The organism is Bifidobacterium panos, assembly GCF_012932445.1.
Classification (GTDB): domain Bacteria; phylum Actinomycetota; class Actinomycetes; order Actinomycetales; family Bifidobacteriaceae; genus Bifidobacterium; species Bifidobacterium panos.
In genome coordinates this window covers 44,385-67,231 of the sequence record NZ_JAAIIJ010000024.1, presented here as the reverse complement: position 1 = coordinate 67,231, position 22,847 = coordinate 44,385, and the positions used below count along the sequence as shown (strand labels likewise).

Below are 22,847 nucleotides of genomic sequence, written 5' to 3'. Positions count from 1 at the left end.
CATGATCAATATCGCGGTTCGCGGCCATGATGTGCCGGGAGTTTCGACGTTTGAGGATTTGGCCGCACAGATGCAGCGATACGGGGTGCACGGCGTGCAACTGGCGTTGCCGGTGCAGTTCCCCGAACTCTGCGAGCGAGTCAACCCGGGGATGGGCCAGTGCGCCCGCCGCGCCTTGGCGCGTCACGACGCATCGGTGGCCGTGCTCGGTTGCTATATGAACATGATTCATCCCGATCCGGCCAAGCGCGAGCCGCTGCTGCGCCGCTTCGAGGCGTACCTGCGCAACGCGCGTTTCTTCGGCGCGCCCGTGGTGGCCAGTGAAACAGGCTCGGTGCGCGAGGTGCCCAACGTCGTGGACGAACGCAACTTCACGGACGAGGTGTATGCCGAAACCCGGGACGTCATCGCGCGGCTGGTCGCCTATGGCGAGCGGATGAACACGGTGGTGGGCATCGAGCCCGGCATCAACCATCCGATTTATTCGGTGGAGCGTGCGCGGCAACTGCTTGACGACATCGACTCGCCGTACCTCGGCATCGTGTTCGACCCCACCGCTCTGGTGTATGCGGGCAATTACGGCAATCAGGTCGATTACGCCAAGAAGGGCTTCGACCTGTTCGCCGACCGCATCGTGGCCGTGCACCTGCGCGACTACCGCATTGTGGAGGGCCAGGAGCAGGTGCAGTCGTGCAACAACGGCGAAGGTTTGTTGCAAACCGAGACGATGCTAAACCTCGTTAACGAATACCGCCCCATGGTTTCGGTGGTGTTCGAGGAGACGAAAGGCGAGGCGATCGCGCGCGTGGTGAGCCGATACGCCGATTTCTAGCACTTAAGTAATAACAGCAATAACAGCAATAACAACGATTTGGAAGGATATCTCATGACCGGTTTCTCTATGGACAGTTTCTCGCTTGAAGGCAAGGTTGCTCTGGTGACTGGTGCCTCGTATGGTATCGGTTTCGCCATCGCTTCGGCGTTTGCGGCGGCTGGCGCGAGGATTGCGTTTAACGACATCAAGCAGGAGCTGGTCGACAAGGGCGAGGCCGCTTACAAGGAGGCCGGCATCGAGGCCAGGGGTTATGTCGCGGATGTGACCGATGAGGAGGCCGTCAAGGGCTTGGTCGCCAATGTCGAGAAGGATTTCGGCACCACGCCGGATATTTTGGTGAACAATGCGGGGATCATCAAGCGTGTGCCGATGCTGGAGATGGACGTCGCGGACTTCCGCAAGGTCGTCGACATCGATCTGAATGCGCCGTTTATTGTCTCGAAGGCGGTGTTGCCGGGCATGATCGCGAAGGGACACGGCAAGATCATTAATATTTGTTCGATGATGAGTGAGCTGGGCCGTGAGACGGTGTCGGCGTATGCTGCCGCGAAGGGCGGGTTGAAGATGCTGACTCGCAATATTTGTTCGGAGTATGGCGAGGCGAATATTCAGTGTAATGCGATTGGCCCGGGTTATATCGCGACTCCGCAGACGGCGCCGTTGCGTGAGCGTCAGGCTGATGGTTCTCGTCATCCGTTTGATCAGTTCATTATTGCGAAGACTCCGGCTGCTCGCTGGGGGTCTCCTGAGGATTTGATGGGTCCGGCGGTGTTTTTGGCGTCGGGTGCGTCTGATTTCGTGAATGGCCATGTTTTGTATGTCGATGGTGGGATTTTGGCGTATATCGGCAAGCAGCCGGCCTGATCGGACAAGGGTGAGGTTGTGATGGCAGACGTGACCGTGAGCGGCATCCGCCCGGGCAGGGTGCTTCTCGTGGGTGAGGCGATGGCTCTGTTCGGCGCGTGCGAGGAGGGCGACCTGAGCGAGGTGCGCAATTTCGCGGCGTCGACGGCTGGCGCGGAGTTGAACGTGGCGGTCGGCCTGAAGCGCCTGGGCCAGGAGCCGGTGTATATGACCCGTTTGGGTTGTGACCCGTTCGCCGATCGGATCCTGGGTTTCATGCGGGCCAACGGTCTGGATAGCTCTTTGGTGGTGCGTGATGGGTCGCGTCCGACTGGGTTCATGCTCAAGTCCAGGGTCAGTCATGGTGATCCGACGACGTTTTATCGGCGTGCGGGTTCGGCCGCGTCGGCGATTTCGCCGGCGGACGTGCAAGCGCTCGATTGGCGGGGTATTTCGGTGTTGCATCTGACCGGTATCCTGCCGCCGTTGAGCGAAACCGCGCTTGAGGCGTCGTATGCGTTGGTCAAGGCGGCGCGCGAGCGTGGTGTGTTCGTGTCGTTCGACCCGAATCTGCGGCCCGCCCTGTGGCCGGACGCGGATACGATGCGCGACACGTTGCGCGAGCTGGCCGCCCAGGCCGACCTGGTGTTGCCGGGTTTGGCCGAGGGACGCGAGCTGTTCGGCGCCGAGACCCCGGAAACGGTGGCGCAGGCCTTCTTGGACAATGGTGCGAGGGCGGTGGTGGTCAAGGACGGGCCGCGCGGCGCCTTGGCCGCCACGGGTTCGGGTTCCTGTTATGTTCCGGGGTTTGTGGTCGATCGTGTGGTGGATACGGTGGGGTGTGGTGACGGGTTCGCCGCCGGCGTGCTCTCCGCGCTGCTCGAAGGCCAGGATTTGGCTTCGGCGGCGGTGCGTGGTTGCGCGTTGGGCGCGATTCAGACGCAGCACGAGTCCGACAACGAGGGCCTGCCCACACCAAGCGAATTGAAGGCGTTCACCGTCTCGCACCCGCGCGCCGCATGAACGGCACGCCAATCGACAAGACGATATTCAAGATTCAAGGAGATTATGACGATCATGACGGATGATCTGATAACAGGTTTGGCCGAAGTGGGCGTGGTGCCCCTGGTGACGCTGAATTCGGTGGAGGAGGCGGTGCCGTTGGCTCGTGCCCTTGAGGCGGGCGGGGTGCCGGTGGCCGAGGTCACGTTCCGCAGCCCCCATGCCATCGAAGGCATGAAACGGATCCGTGACATGGTGCCCGGGGTGACGTTGATCGCGGGCACGGTCCACACGCCCGAACAGGCCGTCGCGGCGGTGGAGGCGGGTTGCACCGGCCTGGTCACGCCCGCGTTCGACGAGGAAGTCGTCGACTGGGCCCTGGAGCACGGTGTGGCGATTCTGCCGGGCACTGCGGTGCCCTCGGACGTGGAGAAGGCCTACGACCGCGGGCTTCGTTATGCGAAGTTCTTCCCCGCCGAGGCGTACGGCGGCACCAGGACCCTGAAGGCCTTGTCCGGCCCGTTCGCGGAGATGGGCTTCCTGCCCACCGGCGGCGTGAGCCTGAACAACGCCGCCGACTACATGAGCCTTGCGAACGTGTTCGCCGTGGGCGGCAGCTTCCCCGTGCCCTCCCAGGCCCAGAAGCAAGGCGACTGGAATGCGGTCAGCGAGGCGTGCCGCAAGGCGCGCGCCCTGCTCGAGCCGGTCATCGCGGCCAAACACGCACAAACGGGAAACTGACAGCCGAAATACACACCAACCAAAACCAAACAGCCAATCCGGCAAACCGATAACCATAATCGAAAGGAACGAGTGAACATCATGCGTATCGCTTTGATCAACGAGAACTCCCAGGCCGCCAAGAACAATCTGATCTACGGGGCGTTGAAGGGGGTGGCGGACGCCAAGGGCTTCCAGGTCGACAACTACGGCATGTACGCGGCCGACGACACCGCCCAGTTGACCTACGTGCAGACCGGCATCCTGGCCGCAGCGCTGCTCAACACCCGGGCCGCGGACTTCGTGGTCACCGGGTGCGGCACCGGCGAGGGCGCCATGCTCGCCCTGAACAGCTTCCCCGGCGTGATCTGCGGGCACGTCGAGGACCCCCTCGACGCGTACACCTTCGCCCAGATCAACGACGGCAACGCCATGGCCATCCCCTTCGCCCTGAAAAACGGATGGGGCCAGGAACTCCAACTCAAGTACATCTTCGAACAGATGTGGCTCGAACAGCCCGGCTCGGGCTACCCCAAGGAGCGCGTCGAGCCCGAACAGCGCAACAAGAAGATCCTGGACCAGGTGCGCGCCAAAGCCTACCGTCCCCTGACCGACATCTACCAAGACCTCGACCCCGAACTTCTTAAGGGCGCCTTCGCCGGCCAACACTTCAAGGAACTCTTCTCCGAACACGCCGAACCAGGCGAAATCAAGGACTACGTGCTCGGCCTGCTGTAAAAGGCGGCATATCGGTTATCTGTGGCGTTGCGCAAACGTCGGTGCGTCATGACGACGCTTGCGCAACGCCTCTATTCTGCAGTAGAAAAAGGGACTCGCAATGGGCATTCTCATCGGCATTCTGCCCGCCATATTCTGGGGCATACTTCCTCTGTGGCTACAAAAAGTGGGCAAGGGAACTTTCCGCAGCCAACTGTTGGGCACGACGATTGGCATCGTGTTCGTGGCCGCGGCGATTCATGTCATTTGCGGCTACCAGCTTTCCACTGTCAATTGGGTGCTATTCGCGCTGTCCGGATTTTGCTGGAGCTTCGGCCAGGCGGGGCAGTATTACTGCTACACGCATCTCGGCGTCAGCGTGACCATGCCGCTGTCCACCGCGTTGCAAATCATCGGCAACTCGATAATCGGCGGGCTGTTCTTCGGCGAATGGGAAGGCCAGCGAGATATTGTGATAAGCCTGGTCGCGCTGGTCATCATTGTCGTCGGCGTGTACCTGACGAACGGGAAGGGAACGGCATCCCCGAACGCGAAACCGCGCGACTATGTCATCCTTGTGCTCTCCACAGCCGGCTATTGGCTGTATTCCGCCTTCCCGCTGATGGCGAGCGTGGACAACAAGCTGCAGGGTTTCCTGCCGCAGTCGCTGGGCATGCTGATGTCCGCGTTCCTGATCGGCTTCTTCTCTTACCGGGAGATCGTCGATGGCGCGACGGTGCGCAACATCAGTTCCGGCCTGATTTTCGCCGTTGCGGCATCCACGTATCTGATTGCGATGAGCATGATCGGCATGGTGAATGCCTTCGTGCTTTCGCAGCTCAACGTGTTGGTCTCCACCCTGTCCGGCGCGATCGTGCTCAAGGAGGCCGCCGGCAAAGGCAAAATCGCCTATCTCGCCGTCGGCTTGGTCGTACTCATCGCCGGTGCCGCCCTAATGGTCACCGCCTAACCACCCAGCTCCCATGGCGCGGTGTTCCCATGGCGCGGTGTTGTTGGAATTGCAACGTTTTGCGGCACCGCGCCACCGGGAGAACACCGCGCCATGGGAATGTGCCGGGGTGCGCGGCCCGGCCCATGTGTATAATGGCACACGGCTTTCGTTGCACCGGCCGCGCCGGCGCACGGCGGTCACGCGGACGTAGCTCAATGGTAGAGCCTCAGTCTTCCAAACTGATTACGCGGGTTCGATTCCCGTCGTCCGCTCCATCAAACAACAGCTGGAAAACCCAAGCATTTGCAGGGTTTTTCGGCTTTTTCATCGGCGCTCGCGATGTTCCGTCGTTGCAAGTTTTTGCGCAATCATGCCCTATTCTGAACACGATAGAGTGACCTATAAAGCGATCTCGACCGGACGGAACCAGCGAGGGAACAACGAGCAGGAAACAAAAGGAAACGGACGATAATTCCATGGAGACCGATTTCAACGACCCGGATCATGAGTACTGGTGTTTTCTCGACGAAACGGGAACGCCGGACTACGATCCGGACAGCAAACCGTACTTCGCGTTCGGTAGCGCCGTGTTCGAGGGTGAGCATGGCGCCGAGTACATGAAGGTGCTGCGCGCCCGAGCTTCGCGACAGGGAGTGCAGAGTGGCTTCCATGCCTCCCATGACAGCAATGACACCAAGCAATGCTTCTTCGAGTGCATAGGCAACATGGATGTGCGGTTCTACGCCACGTTCATGGCGAAACAGAGGGCGTATCCATACCTCCAAGCAAGAGGCAAACTCTGGCTGTACAAATGGACCTTGTACAGCCATACGGGCGATCTGATCCGCGAACTTTGGGACGGAAAGAACCGGATTGTCGTGCATCTGGTGGTGGCCAAGATCAACCTGAGCAGTCGAGAGAGGGCAGTGAGGGATGCCGTGCGTGACGTGTGCGCGCAGTTCGACCGAGGGCAGGTGCATGTGGTTCCGCATATCTGGGATTCCAATTCCAGCGCGGGGCTCCAGGTGGCCGACTACGGACTGTGGGCCATTCAAAGGCATATACTCTCGAATGGTCTCAAAAGCGGGCATTACAACAGGTTCATCCAGCCGAAGATGGCCGCCGAAGTGTGGTATCCATGGGGCAGAGAACAGATTGACGAGGAAAGCTAGGGAAGATTGAAGATTTAAGATCGGCTATCCCCTTGCGGGGAAAAACACCCGTGGTATTTTTATCGCCGATCTTGATTTTCATCGTAGTCTCCGCCGAGCATCTTCCGCAAGCGGCTTGTGTCATAATCTGAGATACATCATCCTATTCACATTAAACGCGTCCCGCGATTCGATGCGTTTTGTTATGGCTGACAGGCTCGTGTTGGAATCTCCCTTGATTCATTTAGCGTTACTATGAGCTAGAGCTCGTAGATCATTAAGATATCTTGGGGGTGGCATGGTAGGCGATGCACGCTTGAGCGGGCGCTCTGGCAACGAGGCGGGGGAGGCCATCGACGGCAAAGTCGAAGTCGTGGAGGTGTCCAAGCATCCTCAGGCCACCATCGCCGACACCGATTTGTCGCTGGCCGACATCGAGCGGCGTCGTTCGCGCCCACTGCACTGGGTGGCCTATTTCCTCGGCGTGCTCGTGGCGGCCATTGCCCCGTATTGGCTGGGGCGTTTGCTCGCGGCGCACCACACCGCGCAAGTGGTCGAGTTCTTCAGCGCCTTCACCCCGCAGGGCATGGCATTCCTCTCGTGGGCGGCCACGCTGATCGCGTTCACCTGCCTGGGGATGGCGGCGGTCGATTCCAAGCGCTGGCTGTGGCGCATCCTGTTCGCCTTCGCCTTCGCCTTTGAACAGCTCATCGCCGGGCTGTCGCTGCTGAATCTCAACTTTTGGTACGTCACCTACGTGATGTACGGCGACTCGTCCACCGTGGCCAACGCCGCGAATCTCGGCATTATCGCCGCCGGGTTCGCCCTGGCCGTGTTCGCCGTCGTGTGGGTGGGGCTGCTGGTGGTGATTAAGAAGGATTCGCCGCTGAATGTGCTCACGCGCAGCTGGGTTTCCTTCATTCTGTTTTTCGTATTTGAAGTGGCGGGATTGCTGGTGGTGCTGTTCGGCGGACTGCTCGGCGCGGTGTGAGCGGCGATGGGCTGCTTGTGCCCGTATTCACGCTTTCACGCTGTTCGCACATGGTATATGGCAAACTGGAATGCAGTGTGTTGCGTGAGGAGAAACGAGGAGCGAATCGTGGCTGAAGACAAAAACGATGTGCTGCATGTCGAGGGCGGCCGGCCGTTGCAGGGCACCATCAAGGTGCGCGGCGCGAAGAACTTCGTCTCCAAGGCGATGGTGGCGGCGCTGCTTGCGCCCGGCGTCAGCGTCTTAAGAAACGTTCCTGAGATTCGTGACGTGCATGTGGTGTCCGATTTGCTGCGATTGCACGGCGTGAGCGTGGACGTCGACGGCGACGGGGGTGTGGTCACCATTGATGCCACGAACGTCAAGCTCGCGGACGTGGCCGACGTGGACACCCTGTCCGGTTCCTCGCGCATCCCGATCCTGTTCTCCGGCCCGCTGCTGCACCGCTTGGGTGAGGCGTTCATCCCGGCTTTGGGTGGTTGCAACATCGGCGGTCGGCCAATCGACTTCCACTTGGAGACGTTGCGCAAGCTCGGCGCGGACGTGAATAAGGAACATAAGGACGGCATTCACATCACCGCTCCGAACGGCTTGCACGGCGCGAAAATCCACCTGCCGTACCCGTCCGTCGGTGCTACCGAGCAGACGTTGCTCGCGGCTGTTCTGGCCGAAGGCAAAACCGAGCTGTCGGGTGCCGCCACCGAGCCGGAGATCATGGATCTGGTGGCCGTGCTGCAGAAGATGGGCGCGATCATTTCCGTGGATGTGGATCGCACGTTCCGCATCGAGGGCGTCAAGTCGTTGAAGGGTTATTCGCACACCGCGCTCACCGACCGCATTGAAGCCGCTTCCTGGGCTTCGGCGGCGCTCGCCACGCACGGTGATATTTTCGTCAAGGGTGCCACGCAGCCCGAGATGATGACCTTCCTGAATGTGTTCCGCAAGATTGGCGGCGAGTTCGACATCACCGACGCGGGCATCCGCTTCTGGCATCCGGGCGGCGACTTGAAGCCGGTGGCCATCGAAACGGATGTGCACCCTGGTTTCATGACCGACTGGCAACAGCCGTTGGTGGTGGCGCTCACTCAGGCCAAGGGTTTGTCGATTGTGCACGAGACGGTGTATGAGAATCGTTTCGGTTTCACCAAGCCGCTGGTTCAGATGGGTGCGACGGTGCAGCTGTACCGCGAGTGCCTCGGCTCCCTGCCATGTCGCTTCCAGCAGCGCAACTACAAGCATTCCGCTGTGATTTTCGGGCCGACTCCCCTGACGGGACGCGACATCGACGTGCCGGATTTGCGTGGCGGCTTCAGTCACCTGATCGCCGCGCTCGCAGCCGAAGGGCCTTCCAATGTGCATGGCATTTCGCTGATCGACCGCGGTTACGCCGACTTCCGAGGCAAACTCGCCGCGCTCGGTGCCAACTTCGACTGACGGATACTTACGAATGGTCCCCACGAGCCCTCGGGCATGCTGTGGGGCACAATGGGAAGCATGGTATCCAAAGGAAAGCCCTCGCCGCGCTCGGCGGTCGAAGCATTGAGCGACGAACAGGTCGCGCGTCTTGCGAAGCGGCATCATCTCGTCGACATCACCCACGATTTCCCCTGCGACCCTCGCCAGGCCAATGAGGCCGAAATCGCGGCGCAGAACCCCAAAGCCACCCGGCGCTTGCTCACCGGTTGCGACCGCGTGGTGCGTACGCGTAGCAAAGTGCGCGCGTGGGGCATCGAGAACATCCCTGAAACCGGCCCGTTCATCACCGCCGCCACGCATGTGACCATGTACGACGTGTTCATCCCGATGATGGCGCTGTTCCACCAGGGCCGCCGCCCGCGCTACATGGCCAAGGCGGAGATGGCATCGTGGCCGCTGATCGGCAAATGGTTCCAGCTGGTCGGCATGCAGCCAGTCGAACGTCGCAGCGGCAAAGCGCGCGCCATTGAAGAGACATCGGTCGACATTCTCACCTCCGGGCGGCCCCTGACGGTGTGGCCCGAGGGCACAGTGACGCGCGACCCGCAGAAGTGGCCGATGAGCATGAAGAACGGCGTGGGCATGATCGCGCTCGAATCCTCGCGCCGCTTGGGCGAGCAGGTGCCGCTGTATTGCGCCGTGACGTGGGGCGCGGCCAGCATCAACCATTGGTGGCCGTGGCCGCGCAAGAACGTGGTGATGTGCTACGACGCCCGGCTTGATTATTCCGACCTGCTTGAGGGTGGCGAATCATGGGGTGAATGGCCCCCTGACGAGGCTGCGGACGAGCTGACGCGGCGGATTCGTGTGCGCATGACCGAGATTATGGCCGAGATTCGAGGCATTGAGGCCCCGGCTGGCTATTGGGATTACCGCACAATGCAGCGTGTCGTGCAGTAGCATTAACAACAGCGCAAGCAAAGAGAATAAATATATAACGGCGAGCATGCTTATCCGTTGTAAGTGACACCGAGCGGCGGCAGTCGTGAGGTACAGGAGGTCGCGTGAATGGTTAACGTTACGGTTTTGGGCGCTGGAGCAGGGGCGGCGCCGTTAGGCAAACAGCCCGGTGGGCTGTTTGTAGGCGACGCCGAGCGGCGGCAGCCGCGAGGTAATGTGACAGCACCCCATGTGGAGGCGTGCCGATGAATATTACAGTTCTAGGCGCCGGAGCATGGGGTACCGCTTTCGGCAAAGTACTGGCCGACGCAGGCAACGACGTGACGATGTGGGCCATCGAACCGGAGATCGTCGAAGGCATTCGTGACCGCCACTGCAATGAGGTGCGCCTGCCCGTTGTCGAGCAACTGCCCGCGAACATGACGGCTACGGGCGATCGCGCCGAAGCCGTGCGGGGTGCCGAGATCGTCGTGGTGGCCATCGCCGCCCAGTTCGCGCGCGTCGCCCTCGAACCGTTCAACGGGCTGATCCCCCCGAACGCCATAGTCGTGAGCCTGATGAAAGGCATCGAACGCAACACCAACAAGCGCATGGACGAGGTCGTGTGCGAATCGCTGGGTCTTGACGCCAGCCATTTCGCCGCCGTGTCCGGGCCGAACCTCAGCAAGGAAATCGCCCAGGAGCAGCCCGCCGCCACCGTGGTCGCCTGCGAGGATATCGACAATGCCAAGAAGGTCGCGCGCGCTTGCACCACCAACTATTTCAAGGCCTTCGTCACCACCGATGTCATCGGCTTGGAGATGTGCGGCAGCCTGAAGAACGTGGTGGCGCTCGCCGTCGGCATGGCACGCGGCGCGGGGTACGGCGAAAACACCGCCGCCATGATCGAGACGCGCGGCTTGGCCGAACTCACCGCTTTGGGCGAAGCGGCCGGCGCGAATCCGAAGACCTTCGCGGGGCTCGCTGGCGTGGGCGACCTGATCGCCACCTGCGGCTCGCCGTTGAGCCGCAACTACACATTTGGCGCGAATCTGGGCAAGGGCATGAGCAAGGACGAAGCCACCAAGGCAAGCAACGGCGTGGCCGAAGGCGTGCCCACCACAGCGGCTGTGGTCGCGCTCGGCGAGCGGTACGGCGTGCCCACGCCGCTGGCTTCGGCCATGAACCGCGTGCTTGAGGAGGGCATCTCCTGTGCGGATATGCTCGCGCAACTGTTCGGCAGCGACATCACCGTCGAATAACCCAACACAAGCCAAGACAAACCCAACACAACCCAACACAACAAAGCCGGCTGAGAGCAAGAGGGAGCAGTCATGACCAAGAAGCGCATTGCGGTGCTGTATGGCGGCCGCGCCGACGAACACCCGATCTCCTGCGTGTCCGCAGCCGGCGTGCTGAATGCGATTGACGCCGAGCGGTTCGACGTGCTGCCCATCGGCATCACCAAAACCGGCCAGTGGATTGTCGACGGCCCCGACCCGCGCAACGCGAACCTGAGCGGCGAAGCAATGCCCGAAGTCACCGTCACTGCCACCTCGCGCCCGGTGATGCTGGACGTCTCACTCGGCAAGGACGGCTTCTTCGCAGCCGACCCGCACAACCCCACCAATATCGCGCCGCTCGGCCATGTGGACGCCGTATTCCCCGTGTTGCACGGCATGTATGGCGAGGATGGCACCGTGCAGGGTTTGCTGGAGATGATGGGCGTGCCGTACGTCGGTTGCGGCGTGCTCGCCTCCGCCGCCTGCATGGACAAGCATTACACCAAGGTGCTGTTGAACGCGGCCGGCATTCCCACCGCGCCCGGCGTGATGGTGGACGCGCGCCGAATTTCCGCCGCCGAAGCGCTCGAACAAGTCGAACAGGCCGGTCTGCAATACCCGCTGTTCGTCAAGCCGTCGCGCAGCGGCTCCAGCTTCGGCGTCACCAAGGTGGAGCAGCCCGCGGCGCTCGGTGAGGCCATCGAGAAGGCCGGCAAGCACGATTGGAAAGTGCTTATCGAGCAGGGTATCGATGCGCGCGAAATCGAGTGCGCCGTGTTGCGCCCCGGCGAGGGCGACGAGCCGCAGGTCAGCCAGCCCGGCGAGATCGTGCTCGACCGTCGCGAGACGGGCGACGACCAGTTCTACGACTTCGATTCCAAATACCTTGATTCCTCCGCCTCGCATGTGGAGGTGCCGGCCAACTTGCCGGCCGAAACGCTTGAGCGGGTGCGCGAAGTGGCCCGCCGCGCGTTCGTGGCGGTGGACGGCGCCGGACTGAGCCGCGTCGACACCTTCGTCACGCCCAGCGGCACCGTGATGGTCAACGAGATCAACACCATGCCCGGCTTCACCCCCATCTCCCTGTATCCCAAGGCATGGGAGGCCGCCGGCATCTCCTACGCCGCCCTCATCACCCGCCTCATCGAAGGCGTCCTGCGCTAGCGCTCGCTGGGTTTCGCGCCATCGATCCATACCCGCAACAGCTCCTACTATAGGATTATCGGATTTCCTACTATAAGATTATCGGAATCGCTACTATAGGATTATCGGATTTCCTACTATAGGATTATCGGAAAAGCAACTATAGGATTATCGGATTTCAGGAGCGGTGATGATACCCAGAACATTAATCGACCAAGCCCAAAAACTAGCGACCTGGTTTCCCGTGGTGTCCGTCACCGGCCCGAGGCAGAGCGGCAAATCGACCCTGGTCAGGCATGCGTTCCCCGACTACGAATACATCAATCTCGAAAGCGAGCAAGTGCGCCGGCTCGCCCAGGAGGATCCGGTCGGCTTCATCAGGAACCGACCGGCGAAACTCATCATCGACGAGGCGCAACATGTGCCGGAACTGTTCTCCGAGATACAGGTCGTCTCCGACGCCAACAACAAGCCGGGGCAATATATTCTTTCCGGCTCGCAGAACTTCCTGTTGCTCAAGAACATCACCCAATCGCTGGCCGGCCGCGTCGGTCTGCTCAAACTGTTGCCGCTCTCCTTCAAAGAGGCGTTACAGGCGAAACCCACCCTGACGGCCGATGAGTTCATGTTCTCCGGCGGCTTCCCGCGCCTGTACGACACGGGGCTCCCGGAACATCTGCTGTTCTCGAACTACGTCGAAACGTATGTGCAACGCGATGTGTCCGATTATCTTGATGTGCGCAACCTCGCAAGCTTCAGGAAATTTCTGGAACTGTGCGCCCTGAACGTCGGCAATCTCACCAACTACAGCAACCTTGCCAACGACGCGGACATCAGCCCGCTCACCGCGAAATCGTGGCTGTCGATTCTCGAGTCGAGCTATGTGGCTTTCGAGCTGATGCCCTATCACAGCAGTGCGCGCACGCGCCTGACGAAAACCCCGAAGCTGTATTTTTACGATACGGGGTTGCTGTGCTATTTGCTGGGAATAACCAGCTTGGAGGAGCTGCTGCTTTCCGAGCATCTCGGTGCCGTGTATGAGAATCTCATCATCGGCGAAACGTTGAAGGATTACTTCAATCAGACGCAGGAGCCACGTTTGTGTTTTTATCGCGACGCCAGCGGCCGCGAAATCGATCTGATTGACGAATCGCGCCCCCGGGAGCCGATGCTTGTGGAGATCAAATCGAGCGAAACCTATCACGACAGATTCGCCAAGCACTTGCGCGCCATCGGTGACGAACTGGGGGTGCCGTCGGAGCGCCGGCATGTGGTTTCGCGCGTGGCGGATAGCTATGTTTCCAAGGGGGTTCCCGTCAGCAGCGCCCGCGACTGGCTATTGCGCTAGCACTCACAGCGAATATTTGCGGCGGCGTGCGTCGGCGAGTTCATATACTTCCTTGTCGGAACGCACACCCACGACGATGATGCGCATCACATTGTCTTGACGAACCGCCTTATAGACCACGCGGATGCCGATTTCGCGGAACTTGACCTTGCAGAGCCCGGCGAGTTTTGCCTGGTTATCGTTGCGCAGCGGCTTGCCGTACCCGCCTTCGTTTTGTGGCAATGGGTTTTGGGCGACTTTATCCAAACCTTTTTGGACCTGCACTCGCACCGCTTCGGTAAGTTTGCCCATCTCCTTGCTGGCTTCTGGAAGAAATTGCTGTTCCCATGCGGTCATTCGACGGTGACCTCCGGTGCGGCGTCGATGTCGGCTTGCGTGATGCCCAGAAGCTTCATGTTTTCTTCCCGGCTGATCGTGGGCTTACCCTCGTTCGCTTCGAGCCGCTGAACGGCGAGTTCGTAATCGTAGAGATCCTCCAGAGCGTCCATCTGCCGCTTGTATTCATCAAAGTCGATGATGACGTAGCTGGGCGTGTTGTTCTTGAGAATGTACTGCGGGCGGTGCTCCGCGCGCGCGAAAATCTTGCTGTATTTGCCTTTGCCGAAGTCGCTGATCGAGGCGATGTCGTCAAATACATCCAATGCTGCTGCCGGGCTCATAGTATTTCCTTTCTATACATATTTACATCTAATAATAGATTAGTATTTTCCATACTATTATCAAGCTACTATTTAGTGAACGTGTTGCCTGGCCCGCGCTCATCGTCCCTGTCGCGCTTGCCGTCGCGCCATCCGCATGGAACCCGCGACTGGCTATTGCGCTGAGGAGGCGCCGTTGGTGACGAGATGGTTGTCGCTCATTTCGGCGATGGCGCGCGCCGCCTGATCCGCCACGGTGGGCAGGGCCACGCCGTCGCGCGCGAATAACACCACGTTGCCTTCGGTGCCATACGGCGAAAAGCCCGTCAATCTCACGACTGGCTGACTGCCGGGCATGGTCAGGTCGGCTGTTGCGCCGCTGACGGCCGCGAGAATGTCGCGTTCGAGCTGCTCCGGGGCGCTGTCGCCCCGCGCGGTGAACGCCACGGTGACGGCACTTTCCGTGGCCGGCGTCAGTCGCGTCAGCGCGGTGGTGTTGAGCACCGAATTGGGAATCACCATGTGATTGCCCAGCCGCGTTTCGATGACGGTCTGCCGCCAGGTGATGTCGCGCACCGTGCCGGTGATGTCTTGGATGGTGACCAAATCGCCGGGGCGAATCACATGCCCGAACATCAGCGCGAATCCGCCGATCACATTGGCGATCGTGTCCTTCAAACCCAGCGACAGCGCCAAGCCGCCGATGCCCAGTGCGGCAAGCAGCGTGGTGGGGTTGATGCCGAACACCGGCTCCAGCACCAGCGCGAAAGCGAGCAGGCAGATAATCGCGCGCATGAGGTTCACGAAAATCGAGGCGCTGGGAATCTGCGACTTATCCAGCACGCGGCGCAACAGCCGGCCGAACACCGTCGAAGCGGCAATCGCCAGCGCAATCACCACCACCAGCCAAATCAATTTGCCGAGATTGGCGGCGAGCCACGTCAACACCGTGTCTTTGAATTCACTCATACCCGCTATCGTAACCCGCCCGTCGTCTCGCCCACAACGGGCGCAGCTCGAAAGACTACAGGCGCTTAAGGGTTATAGGGATATTAAGGGACTTAAGGAATAGCCGAAGTAAAGTAACGAAACAGACACCCCGTCACTGAATTTCAGTAATTCATCCCCATGGCGCAGCGGACCTCGTCCAAGGTAGCTTCGGCGATGGCGTTGGCGCGGCGGTTGCCGTCCTCCAACACGTCACGCACGTAGTCCATGTCCTTGGCGAGCTCGGCGCGGCGCTCGCGGTGCGGGGCGAGGAACCCATTCACCGAATCGATGACATACATCTTCAACGCACCCGCGCCGGCGTCGCCAATCTCGGCGGCGATATCCTCAGGCGCGCGGCCGGTCGCCAGCGAGGCGGTGGTCAGCAACGCGGACACCTCCGGGCGGTTCACCGGGTCGAAAGTGATGGTGCGCTCGGAATCGGTGCGGCTCTTCTTGATGAGCTTCGCGGTCTCTTCCGCGGTGGCGCTCAGCACAATGGAATTGCCGCGCGACTTGCTCATCTTCTGCCCGTCAAGCCCCGGAATCTCCGGCGCGTCGGACAAAATGGCCGCCGGCTCGGGGAACACGGGGTTCTTCTTGGCATACCGCTCGTTGAAACGGCGCGCGATGGTGCGAGTCAACTCGATATGCGGCAGCTGATCCTTGCCGACCGGCACCACATTGCCCTTGCAGAACAGAATGTCGCACGCCTGATGCACCGGGTAGGTCAGCAGCAGCCCGGTCAGCGCGTGGCCGGAAGCCTCCATCTCCGCTTTGACGGTGGGGTTGCGGTGCAGCTCCGCTTCGGTGACCAGCGACAGGAACGGCAGCATCAGCTGGTTCTCGGCCGGCACGGCGGAATGCGTGTAGATCATCGTCTTCTTCGGGTCGATGCCCGCGGCCAAGTAGTCGAGCACGAGGTTCAGCACATTGTCTTGGATATGTTCGGTGGTGTCGCGGTCGGTGATCACCTGATAGTCGGCGATGATGATGTTGGTGTGCACACCCTTGTTCTGCATGGCCACGCGCTCGCGGATTGTGCCAAAATAATGGCCCAGATGCAGCCGCCCCGTCGGCCTGTCGCCGGTGAGCATGGTGAATTTGCCGGGATTGGCTTCGATTTCGGCCTCGGTGGCGTCCGAACGTTTTTTCGCCGCTAGAAAACTGGCGCTCATTTCATTGCCGACCGCTGTGATTTGCGTGCCCCGCGTTTCGTCCGTCATGCCTGCCATCCTTCGCCAAGAAGTGGGATAAACCTGTGCAAAATATCGCTTTTATCGTAAAAGTGTCAGCAGACAAGCAAACCTGCTTGAACAAGTGGTACTCTTCTTAGGTGATGAATCGATAGCAAGCGAATACAGCAGGGGGTCAGATGGGCCGCGGACGTCAGAAAGCCAAGCAACAGAAAATTGCCCGTAAGCTCAAGTATCTGACCACCGACACCGATTACGACGAGCTTGCCAAGGAGCTGAACCATCAGGAGCCGGGTTCCGGTTCGGTCGATCCGTTCGCCGATGTGGAAGACCAGTATGCGGACAAAAACGCGGACTCCGTGTCGACTCCCGCCCCTGCCGACGATTTGGACGATTACGCCAAGTGGGCCGCCGAAGCCGCGGCCAAGGCGACCAGCGGCGAAATGCCGGTGTCCAACCCCGCGCCGAAACCGCGTAAGCCCATGCCCATGCCGGTGCCCAGCGCGCTGAAGCGCAAGAAGAGCTGATATCTACAGCGGCAGCAGCTCGCTCAGGTCGTCGCGCTCGCCGACGGCGCTGATATGCCCCGCTTGCCGCTCCTCGCTCCATGTGGTGATGCCGCACGCAAGCCGCAACCATACGTTCGGCTCGAGTTCGATGACATCGGGCGGCGTGAGGTTATGCGGATCGGAAGCCGGCCCGTCGAGAATCTTGACGGCTCCCCACGGCGCCACGCGCACCTCCACGCCGGGGCCGGGGGCTTTGCGCTCCAGAAGATGCAGCGAATAGCGCACGGCCATGGCTTGTGTGGAACGCGGCACTTCGGGGTCAAGGCTCGCGCGATATGCCACGCTTGTGCTCGCGCCGCTCTCGCCGTTCCCCCCGTTTCCGCCGTTCGCGCCCGCCTCGCCGCCGTCTGCGAGCGCGTGTCGAGCCGCTTGCCCCCACTGCTCGTATGCCGCGCGCCCGCGTTCCAAATCCTTGCGCAAAATCACTGCCATGCCTCCATTGTGGCGCATACGGCACCCATGCCGCGGTTTGGTGCGGTTTGGCGCGGCTTGGTACGGCGTTTTGCCTACGTTTTCATTTTGGCAACACCTCATGCGTCGATTACTGCAGCTCGAGACTGATGTATGTGGTAGCCTTGCAGTGACAACGTATGCACAACGGTGTGGAAACGTGACAGAAGCCTTCGGGCGGAATTGAATCGTAACGATACCGCGACATACTATTGACCGGGAAACATAACAGAGAAAGTCGGGAAGCAATATGAGCGAAATCACCGCACCAAAATCCCCAGTCACCGCCGAGCAATTTGCCGACGAGATCCGCGAACAGCTCAAATACGCCCAAGGCGTCACCGTCGAGCAGGCCACCCCCGCCGATGTGTACGTCGCAGCGGCAGTCGCCGTGCGCCATCACCTGATGGATTCGTGGATGCAGACCCAGCACGACATGGTCAACGGCACCACCAAGGCCGTCGGCTATCTGTCCGCCGAATTCCTGATGGGCAAGCAGCTGCGCAACGCCCTGCTCAACGCCGGGCTCACCGAGCAATACAACGCCGCCATCGAATCCCTGGGCTTCAACCTGCAGGACGTCGTCGACACGGAATACGAGCCGGGCTTGGGCAACGGCGGCCTGGGCCGTCTGGCCGCGTGCTTCATCGATTCGCTCGCTTCGCTGGGCGTGCCGGCGTTCGGTTACGGCATCCAATACAAGTACGGCATCTTCAAGCAGGAGTTCGACAAGGACGGCAAGCAGGTCGAAACGCCGGACTACTGGCTGGCCAACGAGGAGCCGTGGGGGCATATCGATTACAACCGCTCGCAGAAGGTCTCCTTCGGTGGCAAGGTCGTCAAGGAAGGCGGCAAGAAGGTGTGGAAGCCGGCGTGGTCGGTGCGCGCCGTTCCGGTGGATTACATGGTGCCCGGCTACGCCTCCGGCCGCGTGAACACCCTGCGTTTGTGGAGCGCGAAAGCTGAAGACGAGTTCGATCTGCTCACTTTCAACCGCTCCGAATACTTAAGCGCCGTCAAGCCGCAGGTCAAGGCGGAGAACATCTCCAAGATTCTCTATCCGGAGGACTCCACCAAGGAAGGCAAGCAACTGCGCCTTGAACAGCAGTATTTCTTCGTGTCGGCCTCGCTGCATGACGCAATCCGCGTGTTCTATCCGGGCGAAAGCAAGCCGGACCTGACCACGCTGCCGGACAAGATCGTCTTCCAGCTCAACGACACCCACCCGGTGATCGGCATCCCCGAGCTGATGCGCATCCTCATCGACGAATACGGCTACGACTGGGACACCGCCTGGTCCATCACCAACAAGACCTTCAACTACACCTGCCACACGCTGCTGCCCGAGGCGCTGGAAGTGTGGCCGGCCGACCTGATCGGCGAGCTTCTGCCGCGTCACCTCGAAATCATCGAGAAGATCAACGAGCAATTCGAGGCCGAGCTGAAAGCCAAGGGCGTGGGCGCCGTCACCATCAAGGATATGGCGATTTACACCGGCGACTCCGTGCGCATGGCCTACCTCGCCACTTACGGTGGCTCGCACGTCAACGGCGTGGCCGAACTGCACTCCCAGCTCCTGAAGGACGTGACGCTCAAGAACTTCTCCGACGTCTACCCTGACAAATTCACCAACGTGACCAACGGCGTCACCCCGCGCCGCTTCATCAAGCTGGCCAACCCGCGCCTGTCCGACCTCATCACCGAAGGCCTGGGCACCGACAAGTGGCTGAGCGACCTGGAGCTGCTCAAGGGCCTGGAGCCGCTGGCCGCCGATGACGAGTTCGTCAGGAAGTTCGCCGCCGTCAAGCAGGCCAACAAGGTCGATTTCGCCAACTACGCCAAACGCGAGTATGGCTTCGACCTCGACCCCGACACCATGTTCAACACCATGGTCAAGCGCTTGCACGAATACAAGCGCCAGGCCTTGAAGATTCTGGCCCTGATCGCCCGCTACGCCGACATCAAGTCGGGCAAGCTCTCCGCCGACGACGTGATGCCGCGCACCGTGATCTTCGGCGCGAAGGCCGCCCCCGGCTATTACCTGGCCAAGATGACCATCCAGCTGATCAACAATGTGGCGCGCGTGGTCAACAACGATCCGGACGTCAAGGGCAAGCTCAACGTGTATTTCCCGTGGAACTACAACGTGCGCCTCGCCCAGCACCTCATCCCGGCCACCGACCTCGACGAGCAGATCTCGCAGGCCGGCAAGGAGGCCTCCGGCACCGGCAACATGAAGTTCGCCCTGAACGGCGCGATGACCGTCGGCACGCTCGACGGCGCAAACGTCGAGATTCGCGAGCGCGTGGGCGCCGAGAACTTCTTCCTCTTCGGCATGACCGTCGACGAGGTGGACAAGCTCTATGCCGACGGCTACGGCCCGCGCAAGTACTATGAGGCCGACCCTCGCCTGAAGGCCGCGATCGACATGGTGGCCGACGGCACCTTCTCCAACGGCAACAAGGACACCTACGCCCCGCTGGTCAGCGATTGGCTCTCCAAGGATTGGTTCATGACGCTGGCCGACTTCCACGCCTACACCGCCATCCAGTCCGAAATCGAGGCGCTGTATGCCCAGCCGCTTGAGTGGAACCGCAAGGCCCTGATCAACGTGGCGAACTCGGGCTACTTCAGCTCCGATCGCTCGATCAGCGACTATCTGGAGCGCATCTGGCACACCGGCCCGCTGCCGGCGCTTGCGTGAGGTTGATGACGCGAGGTCAGTAGCGTGAGGTCAATAGCGTAAAGAAAACCCCTGCAACCGTTGTGGCGCAGGGGTTTTCTTCGTTGCTTTAGCGTTTTAAGCGCTTTAAACGTTTATTCGATTCAGGCAACTTCCGCGGCGGTTTCGCCCTCGGCAACTTCGTCCTCGTCTTCGGCCTTGTCCAAGCCCAAATCGACCGGCGAGGAGCTGTTCTCCCACGGTTCCTCCCACGGATCGTAATCCGGGTTCTGCTGCTTGTAGACGTAGAGTCCAACGGCTGCGGCGAGCAGTGCGCCGAACAGCAGGGCAAAGAACTTCCAACCGCTTGAAGACTTATTCTCCATGGCGACTCCTTTCGTTAAGGCTTGTTGGCCTGTCCATTCAAACCAACTCCACTATCCATCATAAAACGAGTTATGTGAGGATTAAGTGAGGTTGTCCCCGCCAGTCGCGGCAGACAACAATCCGCCGCCATCGGTTGCGCCCGGATTCCACGCCGCCGCTCGCCCGAACCGGCCGGGAATGCCATTCGCTACAGTGGGGGCATGCAGATTCCAACCAAACGGCAGATTCGTGGCGAGTGGGCGAGCGGCGGCCCGGTAATCACATGGGCACTTATCGTCGCATGCGTGGCCGTGTGGCTGGTGGAGATGATTCTGCGATTCATGGCGCCCCGCGCGTTCGCCGTGATGGTCAACTTCGGTATGGTCATGCCCGCGACCATGGTCTCCCATCCGTGGACGTGGCTGACTTCGATGTTCCTGCACGCGCCGAACCTGATGCACATTGCGTTCAATATGCTCGCGCTGTTCTCGGTGGGGCCGGTGCTGGAGCGCATGATGGGCCATTGGCGTTACCTTGCGTTCTATCTCATCTCCGGTTTTGGCGGTGCCGCCGGGCTGATGGTGTGGGCGCGGGTGAGCGGCGATTGGACGATGGCCGCGTATGGTGCCTCTGGCGCGCTGTTCGGCCTGTTTGCCGCCCTGCTGGTGGTGTTCCGCCGCATCGGCGCGGATATCCGCTCGATGCTGGTGTGGATGGGCATCAACTTCCTGCTGCCGTTCGTGGTCGGCGGCATCGCCTGGCAGTCGCATGCCGGCGGATTCGTCACCGGCGGCGTGCTCACTTGGCTGCTGGTTTCCGGCGTACCGGCTTTGCGCAACCGTTCGTTCACCCAGCGCATGATGATTTACGGCACTGCCGTTGTCGCGGTGCTGATTGTGGTCATTCTGGTCTGTGCGCCGGTCTTCTAGGCTCTAGGCTGTCCACAGACATAAATTACACACGTGTAGTTTTCCACACATGTGGAAAACATTGTGGATAACTTAGATGTCGAGACGGCGAGCCGTATTGGGCAAACATGGCAAGGCGGATTCAGAACCGCAGCAAACAGAAAATCCATCAACAGACATCATCAGCCCCTGCGTCCAACTCAAGGAATGAAAACGGTCCAACTCAAGGAATGAAAACGGTCCAACTCAAGGAATGAAAACGGTCCAACTCAAGGAATATGATGTGCCTATTGCTTTGATTGCAAAGGAATGTCATGTCCGTAAACCAATACTTGCCGCGGATTGCCGACAGCGTACTTGCCCGTAAGCTGCGCACGGCGGGAGCTGTGCATATCGTGGGGCCTAAATGGTGCGGCAAAACCGCTACGGCGCGTCAGAGATCGGCCAGCCAGGTTTACCTACAAGACCCCGATAGCGGCCCTGCGTTGCTGGCATTGGCGGATGCCAAGCCTTCGGCGATACTCGCGGGTGAAGAGCCTCGCCTGATCGACGAATGGCAGATGGCCCCCCAGCTATGGGACGCTGTCAGGTTTGCGATTGACAGTGGACACGGCAGAGGGCGTTTCATTCTCACCGGATCGGCCACACCGCGGCGGGCAGGCGAACAGCCGCAGCACTCGGGTGTCGGCCGCATCTCAAGCATGACCATGCGCCCAATGTCACTGTATGAATCCGGTGAGTCCAGCGGGGCGGTTTCATTGTCGTCACTATTCGACGGCGATTTGGCGGTTGCAGCAGGCATCACGGATTTCGATATCGAGCACTTGGCGTTCGCCCTGTGTCGTGGCGGATGGCCCGAGGCCGTTATCGAGCGGGATCGCCAGAACGCATTGGACATGGCGAGCGATTACGTGAGTGAATTGCTTGACGCAGACATCGAACAGATGGATGGCATGAAACGCAACAAAACATGGATGCGCTCGATTATGCGTTCCTATGCCAGAAACACGGCATCGGAAGCGCCGTTGACCACCATAGCCAATGATATGCAAGGCGAGCCGCCCTCAATCGACACCGTTGCGGATTACGTGGACGCGCTGACGCGAGCTTATGTCATTGAAGACCTCGCGGCTTGGAGCCCGCGGCTGCGCTCCAAAACGGCGGTCCGCACAAGTCCAACACGCCACTTCGTTGATCCTTCAATCGCGGCCACAATGCTCAGGGCCACCCCAAGCAAGCTGTTGTCTGATTTCGAGACGTTCGGGCTGCTGTTTGAATCACTGTGCGTGCGCGATCTGCGCATATATGCCGATGCCTTGCAGGGGCAGGTGCGCCATTATCGCGACAAAACTGGTCTGGAGGCGGACGCGGTCATTACGCTCGACGATGGCAGGTGGGCTCTCGTGGAGGTCAAGCTTGGTTCGCGTATGGTCGATCAGGCCGCAAAGCATCTGCTGAAGCTGGCCGACCGCGTGAATCAGCAACGTGAGGGGAGCCCCGCATTCCTTCTGGTGCTCACTGGCACTGCCACGGCATATCAGCGCGAGGATGGCGTGCTGGTCGTGCCGCTATCTATGTTGGCCCCGTAGGCGTGGATATCGGCTGGCTGGTTGGTGACTGGCTTAGAATTGCTGGTAATGGCAACGGTTCGCTGGTTGTTTGTATTGCGCAATCGCATATACAAGCCGCCAGCGAACCGTTATTGTCTTTGTGGGTAACCCTTAGCGAACC

The 22,847-nt window shown here is 60.5% G+C and carries 23 protein-coding genes and 1 tRNA gene; 18 read left to right on the top strand and 6 right to left on the bottom strand.

Features of this window, described 5'->3' with window-relative positions:
* Position 1 precedes the first annotated feature (1 nt).
* The 14 genes from G1C94_RS06620 (at position 2) to G1C94_RS06555 (ending at position 13,340) form a co-directional block, all read left to right on the top strand.
* On the top strand, positions 2 to 832 hold the full coding sequence (locus G1C94_RS06620; RefSeq protein WP_172146639.1) for a sugar phosphate isomerase/epimerase family protein: 831 nt from the start codon (positions 2 to 4) through the stop codon (positions 830 to 832).
* Between the two features lie 54 nt (positions 833 to 886).
* Positions 887 to 1,699: a gluconate 5-dehydrogenase gene (locus tag G1C94_RS06615; RefSeq protein ID WP_216656926.1), complete on the top strand. Its 813-nt coding sequence runs from the start codon at positions 887 to 889 to the stop codon at positions 1,697 to 1,699.
* Positions 1,700 to 1,720: 21 nt separating this feature from the next.
* Complete coding sequence (locus G1C94_RS06610; protein WP_172146637.1) at positions 1,721 to 2,701, top strand: sugar kinase; 981 nt, start codon at positions 1,721 to 1,723, stop codon at positions 2,699 to 2,701.
* 45 nt (positions 2,702 to 2,746) lie between these two features.
* Complete coding sequence (gene eda / locus G1C94_RS06605) at positions 2,747 to 3,421, top strand: bifunctional 4-hydroxy-2-oxoglutarate aldolase/2-dehydro-3-deoxy-phosphogluconate aldolase (RefSeq protein WP_172146635.1); 675 nt, start codon at positions 2,747 to 2,749, stop codon at positions 3,419 to 3,421.
* An 81-nt stretch (positions 3,422 to 3,502) separates the two neighbouring features.
* Positions 3,503 to 4,138 carry an RpiB/LacA/LacB family sugar-phosphate isomerase gene (locus G1C94_RS06600; protein WP_172146633.1) on the top strand — a complete coding sequence of 212 codons (636 nt, stop codon included), beginning with the start codon at positions 3,503 to 3,505 and terminating at the stop codon, positions 4,136 to 4,138.
* A 100-nt stretch (positions 4,139 to 4,238) separates the two neighbouring features.
* Positions 4,239 to 5,087, top strand: a complete 849-nt coding sequence (locus tag G1C94_RS06595) for a GRP family sugar transporter (protein ID WP_172146631.1) — start codon at positions 4,239 to 4,241, stop codon at positions 5,085 to 5,087.
* 183 nt (positions 5,088 to 5,270) lie between these two features.
* Positions 5,271 to 5,344: transfer RNA gene (locus G1C94_RS06590), tRNA-Gly, on the top strand.
* Positions 5,345 to 5,545: 201 nt separating this feature from the next.
* A complete protein-coding gene (locus tag G1C94_RS06585; RefSeq protein ID WP_172146629.1) occupies positions 5,546 to 6,241 on the top strand; it encodes a DUF3800 domain-containing protein in 696 nt (231 codons plus the stop codon).
* A gap of 277 nt (positions 6,242 to 6,518) precedes the next feature.
* Positions 6,519 to 7,211: a hypothetical protein gene (locus tag G1C94_RS06580; RefSeq protein ID WP_172146627.1), complete on the top strand. Its 693-nt coding sequence runs from the start codon at positions 6,519 to 6,521 to the stop codon at positions 7,209 to 7,211.
* Between the two features lie 108 nt (positions 7,212 to 7,319).
* Positions 7,320 to 8,645, top strand: a complete 1,326-nt coding sequence (gene murA / locus G1C94_RS06575) for a UDP-N-acetylglucosamine 1-carboxyvinyltransferase (protein ID WP_172146625.1) — start codon at positions 7,320 to 7,322, stop codon at positions 8,643 to 8,645.
* A 60-nt stretch (positions 8,646 to 8,705) separates the two neighbouring features.
* Positions 8,706 to 9,587 (top strand): lysophospholipid acyltransferase family protein, encoded by an 882-nt coding sequence (locus tag G1C94_RS06570; RefSeq protein WP_172146623.1) that lies wholly within the window; start codon positions 8,706 to 8,708, stop codon positions 9,585 to 9,587.
* A 239-nt stretch (positions 9,588 to 9,826) separates the two neighbouring features.
* On the top strand, positions 9,827 to 10,828 hold the full coding sequence (locus G1C94_RS06565; protein WP_335341219.1) for an NAD(P)H-dependent glycerol-3-phosphate dehydrogenase: 1,002 nt from the start codon (positions 9,827 to 9,829) through the stop codon (positions 10,826 to 10,828).
* Positions 10,829 to 10,900: 72 nt separating this feature from the next.
* A complete protein-coding gene (locus G1C94_RS06560) occupies positions 10,901 to 12,013 on the top strand; it encodes a D-alanine--D-alanine ligase family protein (protein ID WP_172146591.1) in 1,113 nt (370 codons plus the stop codon).
* A 169-nt stretch (positions 12,014 to 12,182) separates the two neighbouring features.
* Positions 12,183 to 13,340: an ATP-binding protein gene (locus tag G1C94_RS06555; RefSeq protein WP_172146588.1), complete on the top strand. Its 1,158-nt coding sequence runs from the start codon at positions 12,183 to 12,185 to the stop codon at positions 13,338 to 13,340.
* A gap of 3 nt (positions 13,341 to 13,343) precedes the next feature.
* Here G1C94_RS06555 and G1C94_RS06550 read toward each other — a convergent pair whose 3' ends face one another.
* From G1C94_RS06550 to trpS, 4 genes are all read right to left on the bottom strand, one after another.
* The gene (locus G1C94_RS06550) at positions 13,344 to 13,676 is read right to left on the bottom strand and encodes a type II toxin-antitoxin system RelE family toxin (RefSeq protein WP_172146585.1); all 333 of its coding nucleotides are present in this window, start codon (positions 13,674 to 13,676) and stop codon (positions 13,344 to 13,346) included.
* The gene (locus G1C94_RS06545; protein ID WP_172146582.1) at positions 13,673 to 13,999 is read right to left on the bottom strand and encodes a type II toxin-antitoxin system Phd/YefM family antitoxin; all 327 of its coding nucleotides are present in this window, start codon (positions 13,997 to 13,999) and stop codon (positions 13,673 to 13,675) included. The genes G1C94_RS06550 and G1C94_RS06545 overlap by 4 nt, the downstream gene beginning before the upstream one ends.
* A 153-nt stretch (positions 14,000 to 14,152) precedes the next feature.
* On the bottom strand, positions 14,153 to 14,947 hold the full coding sequence (locus tag G1C94_RS06540; RefSeq protein ID WP_172146579.1) for a mechanosensitive ion channel family protein: 795 nt from the start codon (positions 14,945 to 14,947) through the stop codon (positions 14,153 to 14,155).
* A 143-nt stretch (positions 14,948 to 15,090) separates the two neighbouring features.
* Entirely contained in the window at positions 15,091 to 16,191 is a 1,101-nt protein-coding gene (gene trpS / locus G1C94_RS06535; RefSeq protein ID WP_172146560.1) for a tryptophan--tRNA ligase, read from the bottom strand.
* Positions 16,192 to 16,340: 149 nt separating this feature from the next.
* Between trpS and G1C94_RS06530 the strand changes: the two genes are divergently transcribed.
* Positions 16,341 to 16,688 (top strand): DUF3073 domain-containing protein, encoded by a 348-nt coding sequence (locus tag G1C94_RS06530; RefSeq protein ID WP_172146557.1) that lies wholly within the window; start codon positions 16,341 to 16,343, stop codon positions 16,686 to 16,688.
* Between the two features lie 3 nt (positions 16,689 to 16,691).
* Here G1C94_RS06530 and G1C94_RS06525 read toward each other — a convergent pair whose 3' ends face one another.
* Positions 16,692 to 17,162, bottom strand: coding sequence for a sterol carrier family protein (locus G1C94_RS06525; RefSeq protein ID WP_172146554.1), 471 nt, complete (start codon positions 17,160 to 17,162; stop codon positions 16,692 to 16,694).
* Positions 17,163 to 17,430: 268 nt separating this feature from the next.
* On the opposite strand from G1C94_RS06525, the gene G1C94_RS06520 reads away from it, so the two are divergent.
* Positions 17,431 to 19,884, top strand: coding sequence for a glycogen/starch/alpha-glucan phosphorylase (locus tag G1C94_RS06520; RefSeq protein ID WP_172146551.1), 2,454 nt, complete (start codon positions 17,431 to 17,433; stop codon positions 19,882 to 19,884).
* Positions 19,885 to 20,006: 122 nt separating this feature from the next.
* On the opposite strand, the gene G1C94_RS06515 is transcribed toward G1C94_RS06520, so the two are convergent.
* Positions 20,007 to 20,228 (bottom strand): hypothetical protein, encoded by a 222-nt coding sequence (locus G1C94_RS06515; RefSeq protein WP_172146548.1) that lies wholly within the window; start codon positions 20,226 to 20,228, stop codon positions 20,007 to 20,009.
* A gap of 201 nt (positions 20,229 to 20,429) precedes the next feature.
* On the opposite strand from G1C94_RS06515, the gene G1C94_RS06510 reads away from it, so the two are divergent.
* Both G1C94_RS06510 and G1C94_RS06505 read left to right on the top strand, forming a co-directional pair.
* Positions 20,430 to 21,137 (top strand): rhomboid family intramembrane serine protease, encoded by a 708-nt coding sequence (locus G1C94_RS06510; RefSeq protein WP_172146545.1) that lies wholly within the window; start codon positions 20,430 to 20,432, stop codon positions 21,135 to 21,137.
* A 293-nt stretch (positions 21,138 to 21,430) separates the two neighbouring features.
* Complete coding sequence (locus G1C94_RS06505; RefSeq protein ID WP_172146542.1) at positions 21,431 to 22,705, top strand: ATP-binding protein; 1,275 nt, start codon at positions 21,431 to 21,433, stop codon at positions 22,703 to 22,705.
* Positions 22,706 to 22,847: the final 142 nt, after the last annotated feature.